The sequence below is a fragment of the Bacillus sp. PPSBB_11 genome (assembly GCF_038023285.1).
In the GTDB taxonomy this organism is placed as follows: Bacteria; Bacillota; Bacilli; order Bacillales; family Bacillaceae; genus Bacillus; species Bacillus altitudinis.
Window position 1 is genome coordinate 472,062 of record NZ_CP150633.1, and the last position, 20,044, is coordinate 492,105.

Genomic DNA, 20,044 nt, shown 5'->3' on the forward strand with positions numbered 1-20,044 from the left:
AGGACGAGTACTGGCGCGGAGCGAATTTGAATTCGTGAGCACCAGCACGCAGGACTGACACCGAATGCGAGGGTTTGTCTACACGCTGAAACACCTGACGCCAAAACGTCAGGTGTTCCACTATGACTCTTATATTTTAAATTGTTTGATGAGCTCTCTCAGTTCTTCTGCCATTTGGGATAAAGTGGCGGAAGATGAGCTGATCTCTTCCATTGATGCCAGCTGTTCTTCTGCTGAAGCCGCAATATCTTGGAAACCTGCGGAACTTTCACGTGAAAGCTCTTTGATTTGATTGACTGCTTGTGAAATATCGTTTGAGCCATGAGAAAGTTCTTGGGCTGATCCATTCATTTGTTTCATTTGTTCTGTCATTTCTGATGTCTTATGGGTGATTTTCTCAAAACTCACTTTCGTTTCATCTGTAATGTTTAATCCAGATTGAACTTCACCTGCTACTTGTCTAAACATCTTCTGCGACTTTTCAATTTCATCTACGATTTCGTTCGTCAGACTTTCAATTTCTTTTGAAGAGCTGCCTGATTGCTCTGCAAGCTTGCGAACTTCTTCAGCGACCACAGAGAAGCCTCTTCCTGCCTCACCTGCACGTGCGGCTTCTATCGCTGCATTTAAAGCAAGGAGGTTCGTCTGATCTGCAATGCCGTTGATAACTCCAAGAATGCTTGTAATGTCCTTAGATTTCTGTTCTAGCCCTGCAATCACAAGCTCCGCTTCTTTCACTGCTTGTTCAATCGTTTGCATTTGACCTGCTGTTTTTTGAACGAGCTCTCCACCAGCCTGAGCGGTTTTGCTAGACTCGATAGATGATTCCATCATATGAGAAGTCGTGTTGACCATATGTGATAAGCTTCGATCCATGTCGTTTAACTGGACAGAGCTTTTTTCGATCATCTCATTTTGATGTTCATTGCTGTTTGAAAACTGTTCAATAGATGAGGTAATATGCTCAGTTGCTTGGGCTGTCTGTCCTGCACTAGCTGTTAATTCTTCAGATGAGGCAGCCACATTTTCAATTGAATTCTGGACGGCTTGAATGACTTGTTTCAGCTTTGCCGACATATCGTTAAAGCTCTGTGCAAGCTTGCCGATTTCATCGTGTGTGCGCACCTCGATATGCTGGGTGAGATCCCCCTGACTGATTTTCTCAGCAGATTCAGAGAGCTCTATGAGTGGTTTTCGAATCGATTTAATAATAAAATAAATCGCGATTCCACCGATGACAATCGCAGCAGCTAGGATGATCATGGTTAAGTCAAGCACTGGCTGTGCGGCTTCCTTCACTTCGTTGACATACATTGTTCCCGCAAGCTTCCAGCCTGTCGCTTCATTTGTGTCATAAAACATTTGCTTCGGCTGTCCGTTAAATTCATATTCGAAACTTCCTTTTTTATTGTGATACATCTTTTCGATGAAATCGCCTGTCAGTTTCGTCCCGGCCTTTTCCGTTTTATGAGCAATGTAACGTTGGTCTGAGGTAGCGACAAACGCATAACCTTCTTGACCAATTTTGATGCTGTTTGTATCTTTCACAATCGTGTTCAATCGTACATTTATACCAATGACACCAGAACCATCTGCTAACTGTTCTGATATTGTGATGAGCAGGTCATCTGATGACTTGTCTGTAAAAGGATCTGAAATGATGAGTTTGTCATCTCCCATTGATTGTTGAAACCATGGTTCATTTTTTGCGCTTTTGGCACTGCCTTTATGAATCTCGGAATATTCAGTTAGTTTACCATTCTGATCTGCAACAAATACTTCTACGACATCGTCGTCTGTTTCCGATAGTTGCTCTAATTTCACCTTAAGTAAATCCTTATTTTTAGAGGCCAGTTCCTTTTTTTTCACCGATTTAGATAAATATGAAACAATATCAATTTTAGGCTGTACATCTTTATTGATCAATTCATTTAATTGATTCACACCATTTGCAGCGCTAGACATAATCTCATCATTGAGAGACTTAGACGCCACTTCATAGGAAAATGCGGCCAACACAAGAATGGGCACTAGGAGAATCGCTAAGAATGCAGTAATTAATTTCTTTGACATCGTAAAGTGCTTAAAAAAGTTGATTTTTTTCATGACTCTACTCCTTTTGGTTTATGATTTGGGATCATCCCCCTCTATTTTTAGGTAATACGGATTATTTTTCAAGGTGTAATGCTCGAAAACTCACCAAAATAAGCATATTTACCTATTTCTTTCGTTATGTTCAGTTCAAAAAAGAACCCCCTAGCTGGAGGTTCTTTTCATTTTGTTTATTCAACTTTAAATTTGCTAATCAAATCACGTAATTCTTCTGCCATTGAAGAAAGGGTGGCAGAGGATGAGCTGATCTCTTCCATTGATGCCAGCTGTTCTTCAGCTGAAGCGGCAATGTCTTGAATATTGGCGGAGCTTTCACGTGATACGTCTGCAATTTCACGGACAGCCTCAGAAACATGTGCAGATCCTTTTGACAGCTGGACAACTGTTCGATTCATTGTTTGGAGCTGATCTGAGATTTCTTTGGTCATGTCGAAAATATTGTGGAAGCTGACTTTCGTTTGTTCAGTAAAGCTTAAGCCTGATTGAACTTCTTGATTTACTGCTGTGAATACTTCTTGTGATACATCAATATCTTGAACGATTTCTTTGATTAAGTTTTCAATTTCTTTCGCTGAGTTGGCAGATTGAACAGCAAGTTTTCTTACTTCTTCTGCTACAACGGAGAAGCCTCGACCAGATTCGCCAGCTCTTGCTGCCTCAATCGCTGCATTCAGCGCAAGTAAATTCGTTTGATCTGCGATGCCATTAATGACACCAAGAATCTGGGTGATATCTTTTGATTTGCTTTCCAGCGCACTGATGACATTCTCTGCTTTTTTCACTGATTGATCAATCACGTTCATTTGAGAAGCGGTTTTTTCTACTAGCTGTCCGCCTTCTCCTGCAATCTCTGTTGATTTGATGGATGAAGCGGTAATCGATTCAGCCGACTCGTTCATGTGCTGAAGGCCTCTGTTCATTTCTTCTAACTCTTCTGAGCTTGATTCCACTTTATCATTCTGGCTTTCGTTACCAGTAGAAAATTGTTCAATGGCTAATGTAATATGCTCTGTTGCTTTACTTGTTTGTCCTGCGCTTGCGGTCAGTTCTTCTGATGAAGAAGCGACATTTTCAACGGAGGTTTGGACGGCACCAATGAGGGATCTTAATGAGTCAATCATCGTATTAAAGCCTTTACCAACTTGTCCTATTTCATCATCTGATTGAATCTGAAGTTTATCACGTAAATCACCATCGCTGACCTTTTTCGAGAAACGGGCCAGATTGGATAATCTACTTGAAATAGAGCGGACAATAAAGAAGATGAGGGTTCCTGCTACGATCAGTGTCACACTGAACACAATAATGGCTGTATTGAAAACGGGTTTAGCTGCATCCTCTACTTCTGATACGAGCATCGTGCCGCCGATTTTCCAGCCGGTTAGTTCATTGGTGACATACGCCACTTTTTTATCTGTTCCATTGAGTGTATAGCTGCCGTTTCCTTGTTTGTTTTTAAAAATAATGTTCGCCAAATTCTCATTGACTTTGCTTCCTGGCTTTTGGGTTGGATCTGCTAGCACGGTTTTATCCTTCTCCATGATGAAAGCATATCCTTTTTGACCTATTTTGATTTCTTTTAGCTTTTGAATGAGGCTGTCAATTTCCATATCAAGACCAATCACCCCTGAGCCATCTTTCGTTTTTTGGGCAATGGTGATGACCATTTTACCTGTAGATGCTGCGACATATGGCTTCGTGATGACTTGTTTACCATCAGCACTCATGGCCTCTTGATACCACGGACGCTCTCGCGGGTCATAGCCATCAGGCATTTTTTGAACTGGGTATTGCATGAACAAGCCCTTTTCTGAACCTGCATAAATGGCTGAGACATCTTTTTCATTAATTTTTCCATATTGCTGCAATTCTTTAATGGTAGCTTTTCTATTTTTTTCTTGAAGATTAGACGCCTTGAGATCATCTGTAAACAGGGTCACAGCCTCTGCCTTGTTCCCAATATTCTCATCGATTAAGGTATCAAATGCATTGACCTGACTCATCGCACTGCCCATAATCTGTTTGTCTAACTCTGTCTTTGATGTGAAAAACGCACTAATGGTCAGTGCAACAGTTGGCAGTATCAGGACTACCAAAAAGGCAATAACTAATTTTTTAGAAATGGATGGTTTTTTGAACCATTGGATCATTTTTCCCATTTTCTCTTTCCCCCTTTACTTCTCTAAAGTTATTATCGGATGAAAGGTTTATTTTTAGAGGGCTGGAAATGACGTTTAAAAATAAAAAAAATACCCAGACAATTCTGGATATTTTTTCATCGTTTTTTAATCAATTTTAAATTGACTTGTCAGCTCTTTTAGCTCCTCAGCCATATTGGCAAGTGTGACAGAAGAGGACGAAATTTCTTCCATAGATGCCAATTGTTCTTCAGCAGATGCCGCAATATCTTGAATGTTCGCCGCACTTTCTCTTGAAACTTGACGCATTTCCTGCATAGCTTGTGACACAAGTTTTGATCCGCTTGATAGGTCAACCGCTGTATCATTTAATTGAGTGAGCTTTTTCGACATACCTTCTGCCGCCTCATAGATGTTTTGGAAGCTTTCTTTTGCTTCTTCTGTCATCCCAAGTCCTGCATTTACTTCTCGGTTAACAGCTTTGAACATCTCTTGAGATTTGGAAATTTCCAACACAATTTCTTGGATCAGCTTTTCAATTTCTTTCGCTGAATCTGCGGATTGGACCGCTAGTTTTCTGACTTCCTCTGCTACGACAGAGAAGCCGCGCCCTGATTCACCTGCTCTTGCTGCTTCAATGGCTGCATTGAGTGCAAGTAAATTCGTTTGATCTGCGATGCCATTAATGACATTTAAAATGCTCGTAATATCTTTAGACTTGTATTCTAATTCTTTCATGACTTGTTCTGCTTCTTGTACAGATGTGTCGATATGTTTCATTTGATTCGCTGTGCTTTCAACGATACGTCCGCCTTGTCCAGCCGCTTCTGTCGATTGAATGGAGACAGCAGTCACTTCTGATGAAGTTTGTGACATACCTTGTAATCCTTCATTCATTGCGACAAGCTGATTCGTGCTAGATTCGACTTTCTCATTTTGTGCTTCATTCCCATTTGAGAATTGTTCAATCGACATGGTGATATGCTCTGTCGCCTGACTTGTTTGGCTGGCACTAGCAGTCAGCTCTTCTGAAGCTGAAGCCACATTGTCGACAGATTGCTGGACCGCTCGAATAACTTCACGCAAAGATTCACTCATCTTACTAAAGCTTCTTGTGAGGTCTCCTATTTCATCCTTCGATTTGGTTTCGAGGGTTTCCGTTAGATCCCCTTCACTCACCTTTTCTGAGAAATCAACAAGCCTTCTAAGTCCAATTGTGATGGAGCGAACGATAAAGAAGATCGCAATACCGCCAAGGATAAAAGAAGAAATTAAAAGAATAATGGCAGAATTCCAAACTGGCTGTGCTGCTTCTTCTGTTTCTGATACAAACATCGTTCCAGCAATTTTCCAACCTGTTAAATCATTTGTCACAAAAACGAGGCGTTTTTGCTCTCCTTTATTCTCATAAGTTGATGTTCCTTCTTTGCCGCTGTAAAGGATTGATGAAATATTTTCTGTAACTGCAGAGCCTGATTTTTCTTCTGGGTGAGCTACAATCTGTTTGTTTTTATTTGCAATAATTGGATATCCTTCTCGTCCAATTTTAATATCTTTGATTTTATCGACGATATCTTGAACATCAATATCAATCCCAATGGCTCCCGACCCGTCCTTCAGACGCTGAGCGATTGTGACAACCATGCCGTTTGTTGTGGCAGAGATGTATGGATTGGTGACCACAGGTTCGCCTTTTTCGTCCTGCATCGCCGCTTTATACCAATCACGAGTTGTTGGATCATAGCCTTTTGGCATGTCCACTTTAGGGAACTGAATAAAATCACGATTTTTACTTGCTGCATAAAATCCAACTACATCATCTTCATTGATTTTACTGTATATCTCAAAATGCTCATACAGTTCGTCCTGGTTTTTCTTTTTAAAGTCTGCAGCACTGGATGTTTCGGTAAACAGTTTGACTGCGTTCTCCTTATTCAAGAGCTTTTGCTCGATCATGTCATTCAGCTCATTGACTCTTGCGTTGGCTCCGTACATGATTTCATGATCTAATTCTTCTTTGGCAATCTGATATGAAATCGTACTGAGTGTAATGATAGGCAAGACGAGAACAAGTGTGAATGAAATAATCAGCCTTTTAGAAATCGATGGTTTTTTCAACCATTTTATGATACTTTTCATGTTTTTCCTCCTTTTAAACGTTATGTTTTATATCGGACAGCTTCATATTATTTTCATGTTTTTCAAATAAAAAGGATGCCTTTTTGTTTATTTTCACAAATTGATTCCTTGCCCAAGCATCCCGCATACGCTAATACAAAAGGGGGCGCTTTTCATATGATTATCCTTTCAGGACAGCCAGTGACAAATGAGCAGCTGGCATCGTTTCAGCTAGAAGGACAAAAGCGGATTATTTTGATGCAATTACAAGCCTCAAATGATACGTTCCGTTATAGGCAGGCATCTGATTTGTTATTTGAGGTGACTTTACGATCGAATATCATGAATGCGGCAAGAGATTTGAACAAGAGCGGTGCCTCATTTGCTATCTTTCAAAGGTCCCGTGCGAATGACGCCTATTGGCGTGTATCAGAGGCCGGAGCGTTAGAACTGCGCTATCAAGTCGAGCCATCTACGGGGATTAAAGACATCTTTGAAAATGGCTCAAAATATGCCTTTGAATGTGCCACAGCGATTGTCATTGTGTTTTATATGGGAGTCCTGCAAACGGTAGGAGACGAGAAGTTCAATCGAAGACTTAGAAGTTTAACGCTGTATGACTGGCACTATGATACATTATCCATTTATACAGAGCGCGGAAATGATTTTATTTATGGGGATTGCCTATATTTCGAGAATCCAGAGTTTAGCTATCAACAGTCTCAATGGCGCGGAGAAAATGTGATTTACTTAGGGGAAGATCAATATTATGGGCATGGGCTTGGGATCTTAACAGCTGCAGAGATTATCGATAAATTAAATGCCAGAAGACGGCCAGGGGCTGTTCAGTCCGCTTATTTACTGCCGCAGACTACTAGGATGGATGTTATTTATCTCAGGCAAATGTTTGGTAGCTAAAAAGGGCCTCTTGTCTATAGGTTATGACAAGGGGCCTTTGTATGCCTTGCGTTTGCGGTAATCATGGAGCGTGCCAAGCATTGTGTTTGCTAGGATTTCCATTTCTTCTAGATCGTTTCTTGTGACTGGAGGGTCGTGCTGATTCCATTTGACATAACGAACGAAATAGTAATGACGAATGGGGGTAAGGACGGCAGGGGAGTGCGGAAAATCATCAAATAGAAATTCAATTTGTCCTTTTTTCCGATATGAATGTTTTAAGATTTCCATCCTGTCACACCACCCATTATCAAATTATTTCTGCGTGAGTTCATGCATGATCTCTTCAACGGTTAAAATCGAGAGAATGCGGCCAACCCCCTGACCTGCCCAAAGAGCCATTTGTTCTCGGTTTCCTGCAGCAGCTGCCGCTTTTCGCATCGGTGTTGTCCATACATGCTGTATGGGATAGGGGAGAACCCGGTCTTCATTTCGTCTTTCTTCCTCCATCCACTGATTGACAATGCCTCTGGCTTTTTTTCCAGAGAAAAGCCGTGTCATCGCTGTTTCACTGCCTTCTGCCTGTAACAGCGCCTTTTTGTAAACATCTGCCGCAGCACTTTCTTGACTCGCTAAAAATCGTGTCCCTATTTGAACCGCATCCGCTCCAAGTGCTAGTGCTGCTTTCATAGTGGTCCGGTCTGTGATCCCTCCAGCGGCGATCAATGGGATATGACAGACGGATCTGACATCACTGATCAGGCAGAAAAGTCCCTGCAGAGCATCTCCCTTTGAAGGTAAGAAGGTGCCTCGGTGCCCTCCTGCTTCACTTCCCTGCAGGACAACGGCATCCATTCCTTTTTCTTCTAAAAGTAGTGCTTCTTCTTTTGTTGTAGCTGTTCCGATGAGAAAGATCCCCTTTTGTTTCAGGTGATGAATTGTTTGTTCGTTTGGACAGGCAAATGTAAACGACACAGCTGGGACTTCTTCTTCTTGAAGAATCTTGATTTTTTGTTCATAGTCCTTCCATAATTCTTCTTCTCTAGGGATCATCTGTGCTTCTTGTATGACAGGCAGCCGGTCTGTCCAAAATGATACATCTTCTGTTTTCGTTTCTGAAATGGGTTCAGGGACAAACACATTCACTTGAAATGGACGAGATGTCAGCTGTTTGACCTGTCTGATTTGCTGCCTCATCTTTTCTGGCTGTACATAACCACTTGCTAAGCTACCGAGACCGCCATATTGTGAAACAGCGGCGACAAGCTGCGACGTCACCGCTCCTCCTGCCATTGGTGCTTGGATGATGCCATGTTCAATTTGAAGTAACGCTGTGAATTCTCCCATCTTCTCCCCGCTCCTTACTCGTTAGTTGACACCTGTATATAAAAGTGACGATGTCTCGGTCCGTCAAACTCACAAAAATAGATTCCCTGCCACGTTCCAAGCACAAGATCACCATGATGGACAAGAACGTGCTGAGATGCCCCCACATAACTAGCTTTCATGTGTGCTGCTGTGTTGCCTTCCATATGACGATCTTTTGGATGTTCCCACGGAAAGACTTCGTCAAGCCGGCGCAGCATATCTCGTTTGACGTCTGGGTCGGCATTTTCATTAATGGTGATTCCAGCCGTCGTATGTGGACAATAGACCATAACCGTTCCGTTTTGAATCCCAGTTTCCCGGACATATTGCTGAACTTCATGGGTAATGTCTATCATGTCATCGTGTTTGTCTGTTTGTACGTTGATTTTTTTCATTTCTCTGCTCCTTTTGATCATGTCTATAAAACCATACCCTTTTTATGTGAAACCAATCACTGCCGGTTGGCAGAAACAAATCTTCTTACCTAAAGTTTACCAAGCAAAAAAACCTCGTCAATAGCTCCGAGGTTTTTAGGAAAAGTGAACCTTTTTTACTTCTATGGTTCGAATATGATGATCTTCTGCATCGACAATTTTAAATTCACAGCCTTCTGCTTCAATGATATCTCCAATGTCAAAATCAATTTTATGCGTCATCATCCACCCTGCAATTGTATCAACATCATCATTTTCAATCGCTAAATCCAATAAATCATTTACTTCATCGATCAAGGCTTTCCCATCCATCACATAATGAAAGTCACCTTTTTTCACAATATGAGGGGTTTCATCTTGATCATATTCGTCCCGAATCTCCCCCACAATTTCTTCTAATATGTCTTCAACTGTGACGAGACCTGCTGTTCCGCCGTATTCATCTACAAGCACCGACATATGAATCCGTTCCTTTTGCATCAAAATCAGCAGTTCTTGAACCGGTGTACTTTCAATGACACGAATAACAGGGCGCATTAAGTCTTCAATGGACACCTCTTGATTGAGAAAACTTGCTTTAAATACGTCTTTGCTATTGATCACACCAATGACATGATCTTTATCTTCTTTAATGACAGGATAACGTGTATACCTTTCGTTCAGCATATAATGCGTCACGTCTTCCAAGCTCTGTTCAATTTCAATGGCAGAGATTTCTGTGCGCGGGATCATGATCTCTCTCGCCACTCGGTTATCAAATTCAAATATTTTATTGACATATTTGTATTCAGATTGGTTGATCTCGCCCTTTTCGTAGCTTTCAGACAGGATGAGACGCAATTCTTCCTCACTGATCGCCACTTCATGTTCTTTGACAGAATGAAAACCAAATAATTTCACAATGCCTCGTGCAGCCCCATTTAATGCTTTAATAAACGGATACATGACTTTATAGAAAAAAATAAGAGGTTTTGCCGTCACAAGACTGACGGCTTCTGCCTTTTGAATGGCAATCGTTTTGGGAGCAAGTTCCCCAACGACAACATGCAAAAACGTAATGATCACAAAGGCAATGATAAACGATATGATGTCTGTCAAAGCGGAATGAAGCCCTGCCTTTTCAAAAAGCGGATGCAGGAAATGTTCCACTGTTGGCTCCCCTAACCACCCTAAGCCTAATGCCGTGATGGTAATACCAAGCTGACAGGCAGATAAATATTCATCAAGGTTGGTTGTCAGTTTTTGAACATGAATGGCTCTCTTATCACCGCTTTCAATCAGCTGATTGATTTTTGAGCCTCTAATTTTCACAATCGCAAATTCAGTGACAACAAAAAATGCTGTCGCAGCAATGAGTAATAGGACTAAAAATACGTTTAAAATATACAAAAAAACCCTTACCTAACACGGGTAAGGGCTCACCTCCTCTGGCGTCAATTAATCATTACGGCCATTTAGGAAGATCATTACAAAACGGAGCAATTCAAACAGGGAGACAAGGGCCGCTGCTACGTACGTAAGAGCTGCAGCATTTAACACCTTGTTCACGCCTCTTTCTTCACTGCTTCTAATGATTCCTTCTGAAACAATGATATTCTTTGCACGAGAACTTGCGTTAAACTCAACAGGCAATGTCACTAGCTGAAAGAACACAGCAGCTGAGAACAGAACGATCCCAAGCCCGATTAAGTTAAGGCTGCCGAGCAATAATCCACCTAGGAAAAGAAGCGGGGCAACACCAGATGCAAAGTTCACGACAGGGAAGATCTTATGTCTCAAGACAAGCGCACCATAGGATTCCTGATGCTGCAAGGCATGTCCAACCTCGTGTGATGCGACTGAAATGGCCGAAATGGAATGGCCATAATACACTGGTTCAGATAAACGAACCACACGCTGCGTCGGGTCGTAATGATCAGTCAAAGTTCCTCTTACCGGTTCAACGGGTACGTCGTATAACCCGTTGCGATCTAAAATATATCGAGCGGTTTCAGCACCTGTTTTCATACTGGCAGCTTCAACCTTTGAATACTTTTCAAAATTATTCTTTACTTTAAATTGTGCCCAAAAAGACAATCCCAATGCGGCAAATGTTAAAAAATAAAAAAACAGCATGCTCATCAGCTTCCTTTTATTTTATATATTTATTTACAATTTTAATGACTTTTATGTAACGTGTACAGCAAAAAGCACTAGGTCTTTTTAAGTGGAATCACTACACCAATGAAAAAGAAGAACATTCCGATGCATGCTGTATAAAATGTCACCGTTCCATATAGGTCTTGAAAAAAACGAAGCCACGAGAAATCATTCATGAAATGGTTCACCGCATTTAAATCAAACACGAGTAAAATCACCGCAGATGATAAAAAGTGGGCGCCGATAAAAAGAAGTACGGTCTTTTGAACAAACGACATTCGCATTCCCTCCTTCTTCTCTCTTATTTTAAGATATGGGTTCTATTTCAATACATGACGATGATGAAAAATTGTTTCCTAATCGGGCATACTGACATTAGCAGTCTCCCTGAAAGGACGAGTTCGATGAAATCAAACCGTATCTTCATTTCATGGCTAAGATGGCCTCTTTATGTTCGCATTGCGATCATCATCTGTTTCTTGCTTCTCTTTTTTGGACAATTAATCGTCATACTTGAACCAAAGCAGTATCATACGATCTTTGATGGGATCTGGTGGGCTCTCATTACAGTCGCGACGGTAGGCTATGGTGATTTTGTGCCGCAAACCATGCCCGGACAAATCGCAGGTATGGCGCTAATTCTGATCGGGGCAAGCTTTGTAACGGCTTATTTTGCCACGCTTGCTGCCGCTGTATTTAGCAAACAGCACCATTATGTAGAGGGGAAGGTGGCTTTCAAGGGGAAGGGACATCTCATCATTGTCGGCTGGAATGAGAAAACGAACAAACTGCTTCAATCGTTTCAAACCATTGATCCCGCCATGCCGATTGTACTCATTGATGATTCCTTAAAGGAAGGACCTCTTTTAGAGAATGTCCATTTTATTAAAGGCCATGGTACAGAGGATGCCACACTTCGCAGAGCAAATATTATGAGTGCTGATACATTGATGATTACCGCCGACCAGCATGAAAATGAAGTGACGGCTGATATGCAGAGTGTCTTAACCTTGCTTGCGGCAAAAGGATTAAATCCTTCGTTATATTGTTTAATTGAAATTTTAACCGATCGCTATGTGAAAAATGCTGAGCGGGCTGGAGCCAATCAAGTCATCCATACTTCTGATGCCGTGAATCATTTAATGGTGGAGCATTTTCTTTTAAAAGAACAGCTCATGGCGTTAAAAATCAAAAGAAACATGACCCTCCATAAACAGATCACCATCATTCCAGTACCGGCTTCATTAGCTGGAGAGACATTCTTAACGGCACTTCATCACTTTCTAGAGCACCATGTCATCATTGTAGGCGTACAAAAAAAAGAAGGACCCATGATGAATCCTCCTTTTGGATATGAGCTTCATCCAGAGGATGAGCTGATCAGCTTTTAAAGCAGTGCATCTTCTAATTCTTTGACGAGTGAAAAGCCAATTTCGGCATAAGCCTTTGACACATCTCCGTCTTTCTCTTTCGGTTCTTGGAATTGGTTAAAAGATGCCCCTACATTTCCAACCATCGCATGGTCATCTAATTTATCTTGATAGACATGCTTTAAGAGAAATGGATGTCCCATTTTCACCACAACGCCTGGCTGATCCAGCTGTCCTTTCTCGGCTGTAAACGGAACTCTGAGAAAGGTATAGCCGTCACGGTTGTCAATTTTATAATCAAAATATCCATGATCATAATCCCAATTCCCATTAATGACATATCCGAGCGGCTTCATGTTTTCTTCTAAATGGTACAGTGAAAAGCTTTCACCAGTTAGCCTAGATGGTACATGAATCATACAGAACCCTCCTTTTTGTATAGGGTTCGTTAAAGAGAGGAATTCATACATTTGCCTTTCGTGATTTGCACATTGTTTGTAAAAGCAGCATCAAATAAGGCCTGGCTGGATGATGCATTTGTTTCGTTCGCACTGCCCGCTCCTGATGTTTCTTTCGTAGCTCTCATTGGACAAATCCGCCCAACATTCCCAAAATTAACGATGGCCTGCCCGGAAATGTCATGGATATAAATATGATTTGTTCTCATCGCTTCATCAACCTCCTCCATTGATTATTCTATGTACAAAGCTTAGGGAGGCTTGCACTGACACCATGAGAACATAAAAAAAGGCACATCTTATGCAAAGATGTGCCTTTTATTCTTATGATTGTTTGAGACGGCTCTCAAGTTCTGCCTTTTTCTCTTCGAAGCCCGGTTTTCCTAATAAAGCAAACATGTTCACTTTATACGCTTCTACTCCAGGTTGGTCGAATGGATTGACGCCTAGTAAATACCCAGACATCGCACATGCTTTTTCGAAGAAGTACACGAGATATCCGAATGTATAAGCATCCATTTCAGGAATCGTCACAATCAGGTTCGGTACTTTTCCATCAGTATGAGCAAGCATTGTGCCTTCAAATGCTTTTTTATTGACGAAATCAACCGTTTTTCCTGCAAGATAGTTTAACCCATCAAGGTCTTGTTCTTCTGCTTCGATGACAAGTTCATGTCGTGGCTTATCTACATTCACGATAGTTTCAAACAAGTCTCTTCTTCCTTCTTGTACATATTGTCCAAGTGAATGAAGATCCGTTGAGAAGTTGGCAGATGAAGGATAGATTCCTTTTTCATCTTTCCCTTCACTTTCGCCGAATAACTGCTTCCACCATTCTGCAAAGTATTGTAATCCTGGCTCATAGTTAATCAGCATTTCAATTGTCCGTCCTTTATTGTAAAGAACATTACGGACAACCGCATATTGATAAGCCGCATTTTCTGAGAGCTCAGATGAAGCGAAGTCTTCACTTGCTTTCGCAGCACCTTCCATCATTTGATCAATGTCTGCACCGCTTACAGCGATTGGCAATAGACCAACTGCTGTTAAGACGGAATAGCGTCCGCCGACGTCATCAGGGATGATAAATGATTCATAGCCTTCTTCAGTTGCTAATGTTTTGAGTGCCCCGCGTGCCTTGTCAGTTGTCGCATAGATGCGTTTTTTCGCTTCTTCAGCACCATATTTTTCGATAAGGAGCTTTTTAAAGATACGGAACGCAATGGCTGGCTCTGTTGTTGTACCAGATTTTGAAATCACATTAATGGAGAAATCGGCATCTTCTAGCAGATCCATTACATCTGTTAAATAAGAAGAACTGATGTTGTTTCCAATAAAGATGATTTGCGGTGTTTTGCGTTTGCCTTTTGGCAAACTATTATAGAAAGAATGGTTTAAAAACTCAATGGCCGCACGTGCGCCAAGATAAGAACCACCAATTCCAACAACGAGTAATACATCAGAATCAGATTTAATCTTTTCTGCACTTTTTTTAATGCGGGCAAATTCTTCGCGATCATATTGCTTCGGTAAGTCAACCCAACCTAAATAATCACTGCCAGTACCCGTTTGTTCATGAATATTATGATGGGCCACCTTCACAAAATCTTTTAAATATGTAAGCTCATGTTCTTGAAAGAAAGGTAACGCTTTCGAGTAGTCAAATTGAATATGTGTCATCGCTTGTAAGCCCTCCATTACGTTAGTTCTGTCCCTTTCACTTTAGCGGAACTAGCTATTGAAATCAAGTGATCGTCATTGATGCAGCAAAAAGCCGCTCCTCATAAAGAGAAGCGGCCATCCAAATTATAAAGAAGCTTTTAAAATCGCTAAAATGTCATCACGGTTTAGTTTCATAAAGTTACCAAAACCGCCATATTCCATTTCTTTTGCTGCGATATCAGCAATTTTGTCCAGTTGATCTTCACCAATATCATAATCCGCTAAACGGCTCGGTGCACCTAGGCTTGTCCAGAAGGCTGACAGCTTGTCGATTCCTTCTAATGCAATGTCACGATCCGATTTTCCTTCTGTCTCAATGTCAAACATGTTCAACATGAGGTTTTTAAAACGTTCGACATTATGATCAAGTGTATGACGCATCCAGTTTGGGAAGAGGATCGCAAGTCCACCTGCATGCGGAATGTCATAGACTGCTGATACTGCATGCTCAATCGTATGTGATGCCCAGTCGCCAAAATAGCCCATTTGCAGCGTGCCATTTAAAGCAATTGTTCCTGCATAAAGGATGGTTTCACGGTGCTCATAGTTTTGTAAGTCTTCAAGTAGCTTTGGTGCTGTCTCGATGACTGTTTGAAGAACAGCAAAACACATCCGATCTTGTAGAGGCGTGTTTTTGACGTTATGGAAGTATTGTTCAAATACATGGCTCATCATATCAACCATGCCATACACCGTTTGATTCTCTGGCACAGAATATGTGTGCTCAGGATCTAAAATTGAAAAAGCAGGGTGCGTGACTGAACTGCCCCACACGTACTTTTCATTTGTTTCCCAGTTCGTGATCACAGAATCCGGATTCATTTCTGAGCCTGTCGCTGCAAGTGTCAATACTGTGCCAAATGGCAGTGCTTTTTGAGCGGTCGTTTTCTTTGAAATAATATCCCAAACATTCCCGTCATATTCAGCTCCAGCTGCAATGGCTTTTGTACAGTCGATGACACTTCCCCCACCAACTGCTAATAAGAAATCAATGTTCTCATTTTGGCAAATATCGATCCCTTTTTGCACTGTAGTGAGACGAGGGTTCGGTTCAACTCCTGACAGTTCAAATACGTCAGCCTCTGCTTCATTTAAAGCGCTGATTACTTTATCATAAAGACCATTTTTCTTAATACTGCCTCCACCATATACAAGAAGCACTCGTTTTCCATAACGAGCGAGTTCGCTTTTTAGTCCGTCTAGTTGTCCTTTTCCAAACATTAATTTCGTTGGATTATAGTAAATAAAGTTCTCCATCTGTTCTACATCTCCTTAAAACATATATATCCAAAAACATGAAAGACTACTGTAACATATGTACATGCAGAACTCAAAAAAGATAACTGCTTAAAAGCAGCTATCTTTTCCATGTTCGATTATAAAGAAGCGTTTAGAATAGCTAGAACATCTTCCTTGTTCAGCTTTTTAAATTGGCCAAATTCACCACGTGCCATTGCACGGTCTGCAATCAGATCAATTTTCTCATCGTTGATGTCATAGTCAGCTAAACGGTTTGGTGCTCCTAAACTTGTCCAGAAAGCAGAAAGTTTTTCGATTCCTTCTAAGCCAACTTCTTCGTCTGTTTTGCCCGCAGGGTCTACATCGAATACACGCACTGCTAATTGTTTGAAGCGACCTGGGTTTTCTTGAATGACATGTTTCATCCAGTTTGGGAACAAGATCGCAAGTCCGCCTGCATGAGGGATGTCATACACCGCGGATACCGCATGCTCAATATTGTGAGATGCCCAGTCTCCGCGTGCGCCCATTGAAAGCATTCCATTCAGTGCAATGGTGCCTGTGAATAAAATCGTTTCACGAAGCTCATAGTTTTCCAAATCATTGATCAGCTTTGGTGCTGTTTCAATGACCGTACGAAGAAGTCCTTCACACATACGATCTTGGTAAGGTGTATTCTCCGTGTGATGGAAATATTGTTCAAACACGTGAGACATCATGTCGACCATGCCATAAATCGTATGGTTTTTTGGCACAGTAAATGTATTGACTGGGTCAAGAATAGAGAATTTAGGGAAGACAGCTGGACTGCCCCATCCGTATTTCTCATTTGTTTCCCAGTTTGTGATGACGGAGCCAGAGTTCATTTCAGAACCTGTCGCGGCAAGTGTTAATACTGTACCAAATGGGATGGCTTCCATTGGGACATGCTTACGAGTGACGATATCCCAAGCATCTCCATCGTATTTCGCACCAGCTGCGATCGCTTTGGTTGCGTCAATGACACTACCGCCGCCGACTGCCAAAATAAAATCAATTTGGTTCTCTTTGCAAAGCTCAACCCCTTTTCTAACTGTTGTTAAGCGCGGGTTTGGCTCAACACCAGCAAGCTCAGTGATTGCAGCTCCTGATTCTTTTAAAATGCTGACAACTTGGTCATAAAGGCCATTTCGTTTAATGCTGCCTCCACCATATACAAGCAATACGTTTTTTCCGTAGTGTTTTAGTTCATCTGAAAGGGCTGATACTTCTCCCTTTCCAAAAATTAATTTCGTTGGGTTCCAATAAGTAAATCGATCCATGTGATCTCCTCCTCGCGCTACATTATGCGCCTCTTTCATTCCAAAAGTAAAGTAATTTGCTTTCATCCATTTTCTTACGCATAGTTTGGCTAAAAATCTGCAAAATATAAATGTATTGATACTGTAGCGAAAGGAGGAATCACGATGAGTGCTATTCAGCGTATTGCCCTCGTGCTCACGATTATCGGTGCTATTAACTGGGGACTAATCGGCTTTTTTCAATTTGACTTAGTAGCAGCGATCTTTGGCGGTCAAGGTGCTGCATTATCACGTATTATTTATGGTCTTGTTGGAATTGCAGGTCTTGTCAATCTTGGTCTGTTGTTCAAACCTAGTGAAGAAGCTGTCCGCCGTGACGAGCCAAATCCAGAGGTCCGCTAATGAAAAAGACATAAAAAAAGACTGCCTATGAGGCAGCCTAAGGCACCGTTTGAAGCGGTGCTTTTTTTATTTCTTGATAAGGTCTTTACGGTTTGATTGCTCAATCCACTCTTCAAGTTTATCTTTCAGTGTATTGAAACCTTGTGGTGCAGCAGCTTCTTCTTTCACTTGCTGTGGTCTTTGTTTCTTTGGTTTGCTTTCTTTTCTTTCAGGTGCTTCTTGCGTTGCACGGATAGAAAGGCTGATTTTACCAGCATTTTCATCAACAGAAAGAACTTTCACTTGTACTTCGTCACCAATTGAAAGGTGCTCGTTGATGTCTTTTACAAAACCGTGTGTCACTTCAGAAATGTGCACAAGTCCTTGAGTTTCTTCATCTAATGCAACAAACGCACCATACGCTTGTAATCCTGTTACTTTACCAGTGTAAACACTGCCTACTTCAAACTTTGTCGCCATGATAACAACTCCTAAATAAATGTTTTAATATTCGTTTATACGCAATTAAAAACTATATCACAGAACGGTCTTTTACGCAAAATATTTTTTAATTGGGTTTAGATCCGTTCAAAAGGGGGAATACCTGAAAACAAGAATGCTTTCTAGTATTCCCCCCTAATTTGAGAGGCATGAATCCAGATGGATTGATGCCTTTTTTTATTTTAAGATAGCAGGTGCCTCTTCTTTCACTTGTCTATTCTGCAAAAAACGCTGGATTCTTGAAAGTGATTCCTGCAAGTGATCGAGTGATGATGCATATGAACAGCGAATATGTCCTTCACCACTTGGACCGAATACATTTCCAGGGACAACCGCTACTTTCTCGCTAAGCAGCAGCTCCTCGGCAAATTGTTCTGAAGTCATGCCTGTGCTTTTAATGGACGGGAAAGCGTAAAACGCTCCGTTTGGCTGGTGGCAAGTGAGTCCAAGTTCATTGAGAGAGCCGACAAACAAATTACGGCGCCTTCTGTAGCTTTTCTTCATTTTCTCCACATCCTCAAGTCCATTTTTTAATGCTTCTTCTGCGGCATATTGTGCCATAGCCGGTGCACACATCATAGAATATTGATGTATTTTCAGCATGGCATCACGGAGGACTGGGGGTGCTGCCACATAGCCTAAGCGCCAACCCGTCATAGCGAACCCTTTGGAAAAGCCTGAAATCAAAATCGTTCTTTCCTTCATATCTTGAATCGCCGCTACGCTCGTAAAAGCTTCATCGTACGTCAGCTCTGCATAAATCTCATCTGTGATGATTAAAAGATCATGCTCCTTTGCAAACTGAGCAATATCTTCAAGCTCTTCTTTCGAGTAAACAGACCCTGTTGGGTTTGATGGAGAGCATAGCAAGATGGCTTTTGTTTTCGGCGTCAGCTTCGTACGAAGATCAGCAGAATCGGCTTTAAAATCTTTTTCAGCCGATGTACTTAAATAAACCGGTACACCGCCCGCAAGTGTCGTAAGAGCCCCATATGCGACGAAACAAGGCTCTGGGATGATTACTTCGTCCCCGTTGTTTAAAATGGCGCGAAAGGCCAAATCAAGCGCCTGGCTGCCGCCAACGGTAATAATGAGTTCTTCTTCAGGACTGTACTCAATGTGAAACCGCTTATATAAATAATGGCTCAATTCTTTTCGCAAAGAGAGCAACCCAGCATTTGCTGTATAAGAGGTCAGTCCTTGCTCTAAAGACATAATACTGGCTTCTCTCACATTCCAAGCTGTCACGAAATCCGGTTCGCCGACCCCGAGGGAAATAACCCCTTCCATTGTGGCTGCCAAATCAAAGAATTTCCGAATACCTGACGGCTGAATGCTTTGTACCGTTTCAGATAAATAAGACTTTTTCATTTAAGGAGACACCACGATTCTTTTGTCATCGTCCCCTGTTTCAAAGACTTTCCCATCATGCTTATATCTTTTCAAAATAAAGTGGGTAGTGGTTGAAACAACAGAATCAAGTGTCGATAATTTTTCAGATACGAAGCGGGCGATATCAGACATGGATCTTCCTCTGATCACAACAGATAAATCATACACGCCTGACATTAAATACACGGACTCCACTTCTTGGAACCTGTAAATGCGTTCAGCAATTTCATCAAAACCGACGCCTCTTTTTGGGGTCACTTTCACATCAATCATCGCTGTAACGCCTTCGTGTCCGTCTACTTTTCGCCAGTCAATCATGGTCGAATAATCAATAATGACTTTTTGATCTTCGAGCTTTTGAATAATGGCTTCTGCTTCTTCTGATGTCACACCTGCCATTTTTGCAATTGTATTTAAATCGGCGCGGCTGTTTTCATCTAAAATCTCTAATATTTCAGTTTCTTTTTCGGTTAGTTTCATTGATTTCACACCTCT

20 protein-coding genes are annotated in these 20,044 nt (G+C 41.5%); 3 read left to right on the plus strand and 17 right to left on the minus strand.

Going from position 1 to position 20,044, the window contains the following annotated elements; translation table 11 throughout:
* Positions 1–129: 129 nt before the first annotated feature.
* The 3 genes from V7L95_RS02395 to V7L95_RS02405 all read right to left on the minus strand — a co-directional run bounded on the left by V7L95_RS02395 (position 130) and on the right by V7L95_RS02405 (position 6,389).
* Positions 130–2,106, minus strand: a complete 1,977-nt coding sequence (locus V7L95_RS02395; protein WP_007500548.1) for a methyl-accepting chemotaxis protein — start codon at positions 2,104–2,106, stop codon at positions 130–132.
* A gap of 176 nt (positions 2,107–2,282) precedes the next feature.
* Positions 2,283–4,271 (minus strand): methyl-accepting chemotaxis protein, encoded by a 1,989-nt coding sequence (locus tag V7L95_RS02400; RefSeq protein WP_046526559.1) that lies wholly within the window; start codon positions 4,269–4,271, stop codon positions 2,283–2,285.
* Positions 4,272–4,397: 126 nt separating this feature from the next.
* Positions 4,398–6,389: a methyl-accepting chemotaxis protein gene (locus tag V7L95_RS02405; protein WP_008345759.1), complete on the minus strand. Its 1,992-nt coding sequence runs from the start codon at positions 6,387–6,389 to the stop codon at positions 4,398–4,400.
* A gap of 156 nt (positions 6,390–6,545) precedes the next feature.
* On the opposite strand from V7L95_RS02405, the gene V7L95_RS02410 reads away from it, so the two are divergent.
* Complete coding sequence (locus tag V7L95_RS02410) at positions 6,546–7,286, plus strand: protein-glutamine gamma-glutamyltransferase (protein WP_008345763.1); 741 nt, start codon at positions 6,546–6,548, stop codon at positions 7,284–7,286.
* 21 nt (positions 7,287–7,307) lie between these two features.
* Here V7L95_RS02410 and V7L95_RS02415 read toward each other — a convergent pair whose 3' ends face one another.
* From V7L95_RS02415 to V7L95_RS02440, 6 genes are all read right to left on the minus strand, one after another.
* Positions 7,308–7,556, minus strand: coding sequence for a hypothetical protein (locus tag V7L95_RS02415; RefSeq protein WP_017358966.1), 249 nt, complete (start codon positions 7,554–7,556; stop codon positions 7,308–7,310).
* Positions 7,557–7,580: 24 nt separating this feature from the next.
* Positions 7,581–8,612: a nitronate monooxygenase gene (locus V7L95_RS02420; RefSeq protein WP_017358965.1), complete on the minus strand. Its 1,032-nt coding sequence runs from the start codon at positions 8,610–8,612 to the stop codon at positions 7,581–7,583.
* A 14-nt stretch (positions 8,613–8,626) separates the two neighbouring features.
* Complete coding sequence (locus V7L95_RS02425; protein ID WP_008345770.1) at positions 8,627–9,028, minus strand: secondary thiamine-phosphate synthase enzyme YjbQ; 402 nt, start codon at positions 9,026–9,028, stop codon at positions 8,627–8,629.
* 135 nt (positions 9,029–9,163) lie between these two features.
* Positions 9,164–10,456, minus strand: a complete 1,293-nt coding sequence (locus tag V7L95_RS02430) for a hemolysin family protein (protein ID WP_007500537.1) — start codon at positions 10,454–10,456, stop codon at positions 9,164–9,166.
* Positions 10,457–10,504: 48 nt separating this feature from the next.
* Complete coding sequence (locus V7L95_RS02435; protein ID WP_024719711.1) at positions 10,505–11,179, minus strand: zinc metallopeptidase; 675 nt, start codon at positions 11,177–11,179, stop codon at positions 10,505–10,507.
* 80 nt (positions 11,180–11,259) lie between these two features.
* Positions 11,260–11,484 (minus strand): hypothetical protein, encoded by a 225-nt coding sequence (locus V7L95_RS02440; protein ID WP_008345775.1) that lies wholly within the window; start codon positions 11,482–11,484, stop codon positions 11,260–11,262.
* A 126-nt stretch (positions 11,485–11,610) separates the two neighbouring features.
* On the opposite strand from V7L95_RS02440, the gene V7L95_RS02445 reads away from it, so the two are divergent.
* The gene (locus V7L95_RS02445) at positions 11,611–12,597 is read left to right on the plus strand and encodes a potassium channel family protein (protein WP_017367942.1); all 987 of its coding nucleotides are present in this window, start codon (positions 11,611–11,613) and stop codon (positions 12,595–12,597) included.
* Here V7L95_RS02445 and V7L95_RS02450 read toward each other — a convergent pair.
* From V7L95_RS02450 to V7L95_RS02470, 5 genes are all read right to left on the minus strand, one after another.
* Entirely contained in the window at positions 12,594–12,995 is a 402-nt protein-coding gene (locus V7L95_RS02450; RefSeq protein WP_008345780.1) for a YugN-like family protein, read from the minus strand. The two genes, V7L95_RS02445 and V7L95_RS02450, sit on opposite strands and share 4 nt — an antisense overlap.
* Positions 12,996–13,024: 29 nt before the next feature.
* Positions 13,025–13,243: a spore germination protein gene (locus V7L95_RS02455; protein WP_048003081.1), complete on the minus strand. Its 219-nt coding sequence runs from the start codon at positions 13,241–13,243 to the stop codon at positions 13,025–13,027.
* Positions 13,244–13,358: 115 nt separating this feature from the next.
* Positions 13,359–14,714 (minus strand): glucose-6-phosphate isomerase, encoded by a 1,356-nt coding sequence (locus V7L95_RS02460; protein WP_024719715.1) that lies wholly within the window; start codon positions 14,712–14,714, stop codon positions 13,359–13,361.
* 126 nt (positions 14,715–14,840) lie between these two features.
* Positions 14,841–16,013 (minus strand): iron-containing alcohol dehydrogenase, encoded by a 1,173-nt coding sequence (locus V7L95_RS02465; protein ID WP_125589742.1) that lies wholly within the window; start codon positions 16,011–16,013, stop codon positions 14,841–14,843.
* Between the two features lie 119 nt (positions 16,014–16,132).
* Complete coding sequence (locus V7L95_RS02470; protein WP_017358962.1) at positions 16,133–17,296, minus strand: iron-containing alcohol dehydrogenase; 1,164 nt, start codon at positions 17,294–17,296, stop codon at positions 16,133–16,135.
* Between the two features lie 144 nt (positions 17,297–17,440).
* Between V7L95_RS02470 and V7L95_RS02475 the strand changes: the two genes are divergently transcribed.
* Positions 17,441–17,677, plus strand: coding sequence for a DUF378 domain-containing protein (locus V7L95_RS02475; RefSeq protein ID WP_008345792.1), 237 nt, complete (start codon positions 17,441–17,443; stop codon positions 17,675–17,677).
* 66 nt (positions 17,678–17,743) lie between these two features.
* Here V7L95_RS02475 and yugI read toward each other — a convergent pair whose 3' ends face one another.
* The 3 genes from yugI to V7L95_RS02490 all read right to left on the minus strand — a co-directional run bounded on the left by yugI (position 17,744) and on the right by V7L95_RS02490 (position 20,029).
* Positions 17,744–18,136 carry a S1 domain-containing post-transcriptional regulator GSP13 gene (gene yugI / locus V7L95_RS02480; RefSeq protein WP_008345795.1) on the minus strand — a complete coding sequence of 131 codons (393 nt, stop codon included), beginning with the start codon at positions 18,134–18,136 and terminating at the stop codon, positions 17,744–17,746.
* Between the two features lie 198 nt (positions 18,137–18,334).
* Entirely contained in the window at positions 18,335–19,528 is a 1,194-nt protein-coding gene (locus V7L95_RS02485; protein ID WP_039169726.1) for an aminotransferase, read from the minus strand.
* A complete protein-coding gene (locus tag V7L95_RS02490) occupies positions 19,529–20,029 on the minus strand; it encodes an Lrp/AsnC family transcriptional regulator (protein ID WP_007500517.1) in 501 nt (166 codons plus the stop codon).
* Between the last annotated feature and the right edge of the window lie 15 nt (positions 20,030–20,044).